We start from the raw sequence: 6,005 nt of genomic DNA, 5'->3' as shown, positions 1-6,005 counted from the left end.
GCTGGTGACCCAGTCGACGATCTTGCGCTCGCCGGTGCTGGTCTTCTGAAGCGCCGGGTGGCCGAGGTCGACGCCCGAGTCGAGGACGCCGATGGTGATGCCGCGGCCGTCGGCCTTCGGGTGGTCCTTGACGAAGTCCACCGCGCCCGTCTCGAAGGCGGGCTGGTAGGGGTTCTTCGCCGGGGTCTTCGCATCGGGACCGGGGTACGTGGTGGAGCCGTGGCCGGGGCCCTGGCCGGGGCCGTGACCCGGACCGTGACCCGGGCCCGCCGGGGAGCCCTTGCCGCCGCCGGGCGCCGGGGACGGGTCGTCGAGGACGATCTCCTGCTTGAGGTCGATCGCCTGCACCGACGTCAGCTTCTGCGCCGCCGCGATCGCCGCGTCCGCCGTGCCGATGGGGACCGTGGCGCGGACGTAGCCGAGGCTGTCGTAGGTCCGGTCCACCGACGCGCCCTTGAGGGCGTCGAGCGCGTCCGAGATCTGCTCGGTGGAGCCCTTCTCGGTGGCGATCATGAAGGTGACGGTCTTGTCGCCGCCGGCCTTGGCCTCGGCGAGCAGTCTGGCGTCGGCCGCTCCGAGCTTGTCGTGAGCGGTCTTCACCGCCGCGTCCGCCGGGTCGCCGGCGGTGTCGGCGAATGCGCTGGAGGCCGAGATTCCGGTCGTCGTCAGCGCGGCCACCAGGCCCGCCGCGAGGGCGACTCGGACCACGCGCCCCTTCCCGCGTATGTGGTCGAAGGACATGGGCTTCCTGTTCACGTTGTCGGTGCTGAGAGTTCGACCACTGTGCAACAGAAGGCGGAGTTCTTTACAGGCAGCACAAGTTGGGCGTTCGGGAAACAGCGCCCCTACGGCGTAAATGGACGGCGCCGGGCGTGCCGAAAGGGGGGAAGTGCGGGGAAGCGCCCGATGTGATCACGCCGAGAATTTACAGTTCCGCAACAGTGCCAGATGTGTTCCAAAATTCGGATATCGCCCCACACGCGTCGCGAACGGCGTGCGTCGACGCGGCACTTCACTCCGACTCCGCGAACCGCACACAGGTGCTGCCGCGAACGGCCCCGCGAGCAGGGACGCAGCCCGGTCCGTCCTGCCCGCGGCTTCGTCCGCAAACCTGCCCCGCCGCAAGCGACCGCGCCCTCATCGCAGGCGCCGCAACCGGGGGCCGCTCCACCGTTCTCACTGAACCCCGGACCGGTTTTGCGGTCTCCGCGAGAACAACCACCGCTGATGTGCGCCGTTTGCCGCCAGGTCCGCCCGGAACACGCGTGGACACGACTCCCAACACCCTCCCGGCGCATTCCGTTCGCCACTGAACTCTCATATTCGCGGCGGGAGTTGTGTGCCGATCCGGGCGAGCGACAACCGGCCACCGCCTGGCCGGGCGCGACGCCGAGCCGGCCGCTTGCGGCCGGTTCACGCGCTGTGCGTGCGCGCGGACGGCTCGGACGCCATCCGGGCGCTCCGCACGGCGAACTGACCGACGGTTCGGACCGGGCACCCGTAGGGCCGGCAGTCGGCGGGGAGGGGGACGGTTGCGCACCGGGGTACGTGTCCGGCGACAACCGCCCCGGGAGCGGCGGACGCGAGTCGGCGGTGTCTTGATGGTGTGCGGCCGCCGTGCGGGCCGTCAGGCCACGCTCCGGCGCATCGCGCCGCCACGCCGGGTGAGCAGGCCGCCCTCGGGGAGGCGGCCCCGGATCCTCGGGACGCCGGTGGCCGATCGTCCCGGATCCGAGGGCGGCGACCTCGTCGTGCTCCGGTGGGGCGGGTGGGACTCGAACCCACGACCGACGGATTATGAGTCCGCTGCTCTAACCGGCTGAGCTACCGCCCCGTACGGCGTGCCGTCACCATCTCGTGCACGCCGTCTGCCGCAGCATAGCTGCTCATACGATCTGTCGCCCTCGCGGGTGGCATTCGCACCACCCGGTGGACGCCGCGCGCCACGCGATCGGTTCCCCGGGGTACGAAAAAGGGCCCCCGCGGGGGCCCTTGACCGCTGCTCCCCCGACTGGACTCGAACCAGTAACCTGCCGGTTAACAGCCGGCTGCTCTGCCAATTGAGCTACAGGGGATAGAGGAGCGCGAGCTCCCCCGACTGGACTCGAACCAGTAACCTGCCGGTTAACAGCCGGCTGCTCTGCCAATTGAGCTACAGGGGATCGCTCCGCTTGCACCGAATGCACCCGTTTCCGGCATCCCGGACGGCGTGCGCTCGCTGCGACACATACATTAGCGCAAGGTGGGGGGTGCTCCGCCAACCGGTATCTGCGTGGTTGTCCGCAGGCCACCACGGGTAGGCGCGGAGCACAGCCCCGAGACGAGGAGAGGGTGGAGCCATGCGCTACCGGCTGACGTTCATCAGCGGGGTCGCCGTCGGTTACGTGCTCGGGGCGCGGGCCGGCCGCGACCGGTACGAGCAGCTGCGCAAGAGCGCCCAGCGCCTCGCGCAGAACCCGGCGGTGCGGAACTCCGTGGAGTCCGCGGGGCAGGCGGGGCGCGGGGCGGCCGTCAAGGCCGTGGACGCGGTGACCGCCAAGGTCGGGGACCGGCTGCCACACGCGGTCACGGAGCGGCTGCGCCGGGTGCGCGGCAACGGCTCGGCCGTCGAGGACGACTGGGGCACCAGCAACACCTGACCTCGATCCGGCCCCGGTCCGGCGCGGGCGGGCTTCGGTGCGGACGCCCGGTTTTCCGCCCTCCGCGCCGGGTGCGGCATGATGCCCGCATGGCGATTGTGGCGGGCATCGACAGCTCGGGCACCGGCACGACGGTGGTCGTGTGCGACACCGGCAGCGGAGCCGTGCTCCGTCAGACGCATGCCCCGCACCCCCTGCCGGGCGGTGAGGGCGGCGCCCTGCCGACCGAGATCGACCCCGAGGCGTGGCTGCTGTCGCTGGGGGAGGCGGCCAAGGGCGGGATGCTCGAGGGCGTGGAGGCCATCGGTGTCTCAGGGCAGCAGCACGGGGTGCTGGCGCTGGACGCCGGCGGGGCGCTGGTGCGGCCCGCACTGCTGTGGAACGACAAGCGGGCGCAGATCCAGGCCGCCGACCTGACCGCGGAGCTGGGCGGGCCCGGCGCCTGGGCGGAGGCGGTCGGGGCGGTGCCGCAGGCCGCGTACCCGGTGGCGAAGCTGCGCTGGCTCGCCCGGCACGAACCGGCCTCGGCGCAGCGCACCGCCCAGGTGCTGCTGCCGCACGACTGGCTGGTCTGGCAGCTGATGGGCCGCCCGTCACGGCGTACGACGGACCGCGGCGACGCCTCGGGCACGGGCTACTGGTCGGCGGCGGCGGGCCGGTGGCGCACGGACATCGTGGAGCTGGCCCTCGGCCACCCGGTGCAGCTGCCCGAGGTGCTGGCCCCCGCCGAGGCGGCCGGCCGGACCCCGGAGGGGCTGCTGATCTCGGCCGGCACCGGGGACAACATGGCGGCCGCGCTCGGTCTGGGCGTGGGGCCCGGCGACGCGGTGGTGTCGCTGGGCACGGCCGGGACGGTCTTCGCGGTGCACCACCACGCGCTGAGCGACCCGACCGGCACCATCACCTCCTTCGCCGACGCGACCGGCCGCCATCTGCCGGTGGTGCACACCCGCAACGCCGTGCGGGTGCTGCGCGGCACCGCCGAGCTGCTCGGCACCGACCTGGCCGGCCTGTCGGAGCTGGCGATGCGCTCCACGCCGGGTTCGTACGGCCTGGTGCTGCTGCCGTACCTGGAGGGCGAGCGCACGCCGGACCTCCCGCACACCGCGGGGACGCTGCACGGGCTGCGGCGCGAGAGCATGAAGCCCGAGCACCTGGCGCGAGCGGCGTTCGAGGGGATGCTGTGCGGGCTGGCGGACGCGCTGGACGTGCTGCGGGGGCGCGGGGTGGAGGTGCGCCGGATCTTCCTGCTGGGCCCCGCGGGTGATCTGCCCGCCGTACGGGCCATGGCCCCGGCCCTGCTGGGCGCCAGGATCGTGGTGCCGCCGCCGGGCGAGTACGCGGCGCTTGGCGCGGCGCGGCAGGCTGCGTGGTCGCTGGGTGTGGTGAACGGCACGGCCGGGCCTGACCAGCCGCCGCAGTGGCATCCCGCGGACTTCACCGTCGTCGATCCCGGGCCGGACGACGGGCCGATCGGGCACTCGGTGCGGCAGCAGTACATCGCGGTGCGTGAGCAGACGCATCCGGCGGCTTTCCCAGGTTGAGCCTGGGGTCGGCCATGAGCCGGTAAATCATATGCCTGGGGCAACCATCGGACTATATGCTCGCCCGTTGTGCTGATCCGTCTGCTCCGCCCCCATCTGCTGCCCTACCGGCGCGCCGTGTACGCGCTCGTCGTGCTGCAGCTCGTGGCCACCCTCGCCATGCTCTACCTGCCCACCCTGAACGCCGACATCATCGACGAGGGGGTGGTGAAGGGGGACACCGGCTACATCTTCCGGACCGGCGGCATCATGCTCGCCGTGACCCTGGTCCAGCTCGCCTGCTCGGTGGGCGCCGTCTACCACGGGGCCCGCACCTCGATGGCCGTCGGCCGGGACATCCGCGCCTCCGTCTTCGACCGGGTGCAGCGCTTCTCCACACGCGAGGTCGGACAGTTCGGCGCGCCCTCGCTGATCACCCGGACGACCAACGACGTCCAGCAGGTGCAGATGCTGGTGCTGATGACCTTCACGCTGATGGTCTCGGCGCCGATCATGTGCTTCGGCGGGATCATCATGGCGCTCGGCCAGGACGTGCCGCTGTCCTCGCTGCTGCTCGCGGTGGTGCCGGTGCTGGGCGTGCTGGTGCTGCTGCTGGTGCGCAGGCTGCGTCCGCTCTTCCGTTCCATGCAGACGAAGCTGGACGCGGTGAACCGGGTGCTGCGCGAGCAGATCACCGGCATCAGGGTCATCCGTGCCTTCGTCAAGGACGACTTCGAGCAGGAACGCTTCCGCCGGGCCAACGACGACCTGACGGACGTCGCGCTGCGCGCCGGGCGGACGATGACGCTGCTGTTCCCGGTCGCGATGGCCGTGGTGAACATCACGAGCGTGGCCGTGCTGTGGTTCGGCGCCCACCGCATCGACAGCGGCGGCATGCAGATCGGCGCGCTGACCGCCTTCATCAGCTATCTGATGCAGATCCTGATGTCGATCATGATGGCCACCTTCATGGTGATGATGGTGCCGCGCGCCGAGGTCTGCGCCGAGCGCATCGAGGAGGTGCTGGGCACCGACCCCAGCGTCACCCCGCCCACCGCGCCGGTACGGCTGCCGGCGCGGCGCGGCGAGCTGGAACTGCGCGCCGCGGACTTCGCCTACCCGGGAGCCGAGGCGGAAGTGCTGCGCGGCGTCGACCTGCTCGCCCGGCCCGGTGAGACCACGGCGGTGATCGGCTCGACCGGCAGCGGCAAGACGACCCTGCTGGGCCTGGTGCCGCGCCTGTTCGACGCCACCGGGGGCCAGGTGCTGATCGACGGCACCGACGTCCGCGAACTGGACCCGGTGCACCTCGCCGAGACGGTCGCCCTGGTCCCGCAGAAGCCGTACCTGTTCTCCGGGACGGTCGCCTCCAACCTGCGCTACGGCAACCCCGAGGCCACCGACGAGGACCTCTGGCACGCCCTGGAGATCGCGCAGGCCCGGGACTTCGTGGAGCGGCTCGCCGAGGAGGGCGGCGGCTCCGGACTGGACGCCCCGATCGCCCAGGGCGGCACCAACGTCTCCGGCGGCCAGCGCCAGCGCCTCGCCATCGCGCGGGCCCTGGTGCGCAGGCCCTCGATCTACCTCTTCGACGACTCCTTCTCCGCGCTGGACTACGCCACCGACGCCGCGCTGCGCCGGGCGCTGGCCCGGGAGACGGCGGACGCGACGGTCGTGATCGTCGCGCAGCGGGTCAGCACCATCCGCGACGCCGACCGGATCGTGGTCCTCGACGAGGGCCGTGTGGTGGGCACCGGCACCCACCTCGAACTGATGGACAGCAGTCCCACGTACCGGGAGATCGTGCTCTCCCAGCTCACCGAGCAGGAGGCGGCATGAGCGT

Annotated in this window: 3 protein-coding genes, 3 tRNA genes and 1 pseudogene; 3 read left to right on the top strand and 4 right to left on the bottom strand. The window is 72.0% G+C overall.

Annotated features, from left to right (window positions below):
• From AC3ET4_RS16955 to AC3ET4_RS16940, 4 genes and pseudogenes are all read right to left on the bottom strand, one after another.
• Positions 1 to 741: pseudogene (locus tag AC3ET4_RS16955) on the bottom strand (S8 family serine peptidase); the annotation flags it as partial.
• 1,019 nt (positions 742 to 1,760) lie between these two features.
• Positions 1,761 to 1,834: transfer RNA gene (locus tag AC3ET4_RS16950), tRNA-Ile, on the bottom strand.
• A 168-nt stretch (positions 1,835 to 2,002) separates the two neighbouring features.
• Positions 2,003 to 2,075, bottom strand: a tRNA-Asn gene (locus AC3ET4_RS16945).
• 14 nt (positions 2,076 to 2,089) lie between these two features.
• Positions 2,090 to 2,162, bottom strand: a tRNA-Asn gene (locus AC3ET4_RS16940).
• A 177-nt stretch (positions 2,163 to 2,339) separates the two neighbouring features.
• On the opposite strand from AC3ET4_RS16940, the gene AC3ET4_RS16935 reads away from it, so the two are divergent.
• The 3 genes from AC3ET4_RS16935 (at position 2,340) to AC3ET4_RS16925 (ending at position 6,001) form a co-directional block, all read left to right on the top strand.
• The gene (locus AC3ET4_RS16935) at positions 2,340 to 2,639 is read left to right on the top strand and encodes a YtxH domain-containing protein (RefSeq protein ID WP_431950102.1); all 300 of its coding nucleotides are present in this window, start codon (positions 2,340 to 2,342) and stop codon (positions 2,637 to 2,639) included.
• Between the two features lie 89 nt (positions 2,640 to 2,728).
• Positions 2,729 to 4,183, top strand: coding sequence for an FGGY family carbohydrate kinase (locus AC3ET4_RS16930; RefSeq protein ID WP_431950100.1), 1,455 nt, complete (start codon positions 2,729 to 2,731; stop codon positions 4,181 to 4,183).
• Between the two features lie 69 nt (positions 4,184 to 4,252).
• Positions 4,253 to 6,001, top strand: a complete 1,749-nt coding sequence (locus AC3ET4_RS16925) for an ABC transporter ATP-binding protein (RefSeq protein WP_431950098.1) — start codon at positions 4,253 to 4,255, stop codon at positions 5,999 to 6,001.
• Positions 6,002 to 6,005: the final 4 nt, after the last annotated feature.

This window comes from Actinacidiphila sp. bgisy167 (genome assembly GCF_057707665.1).
The sequence above is the reverse complement of the archived record's forward strand: the minus strand, read 5'-3'. Positions and strand labels throughout refer to the sequence as shown.